This is a genomic window from Nonomuraea aridisoli (assembly GCF_003236395.1).
Lineage (GTDB): Bacteria > Actinomycetota > Actinomycetes > Streptosporangiales > Streptosporangiaceae > Nonomuraea > Nonomuraea aridisoli.
Window position 1 is genome coordinate 1 of sequence record NZ_POUD01000649.1, and the last position, 527, is coordinate 527.

The following is a 527-nucleotide window of genomic DNA, read 5'->3' on the forward strand; positions in this document are numbered from 1 at the left end:
GGATCTGGTCGAGCCGGAGGAGCCGGGGCGGGCGGCAGGGGTTTCCGCCGCCGGGAATTCCTGACGCGCGCTCTCACCGGCCTCGGCCTGCGAAGCGCCGAGCACGACTCTGGAGAAACTGGTGGAACTCACCATCACGATCGTCGACAGCACGGACGGCCGCCACCGCGACCACGTGTTGTCCCTTCCCTCGCACGCCACGGTGGCCGATCTCGCCGCCGCAGTGGATCCGGGCTCGCGCGACACCGTCGGGGACCCCGCGGCGGCCGGCGCAACCGTGCGACACCCGTGGAACGTGGGGGTTCCGGTCGACGCGCACGGCGCGGCGGGCCTCGGACCGGCCGCGGAGGCGGGAGCTGGCCGGGAGGGCGTGCGGCCGTTGTATCTGGGGGTGCGGCGGCTCGACCCCTTCACGCCCGTCGCGGAGACAGGCATCCGGATCGGGACGGTGCTGGGGCTCGGTGGGCCGGTCGAGGTGCCGGATCTGGTCAGGCTTTCCGTGCCGGGGACACAGGCCGCCCCAGGGT

General features: G+C 74.0%; 1 protein-coding gene. It reads left to right on the forward strand.

Translation table 11 applies throughout. The features are described 5' to 3' along the window. Window positions 1-121: 121 nt before the first annotated feature. On the forward strand, window positions 122-527 hold a 406-nt coding region (locus tag C1J01_RS48550; RefSeq protein WP_146616072.1), incomplete at its 3' end, for a hypothetical protein.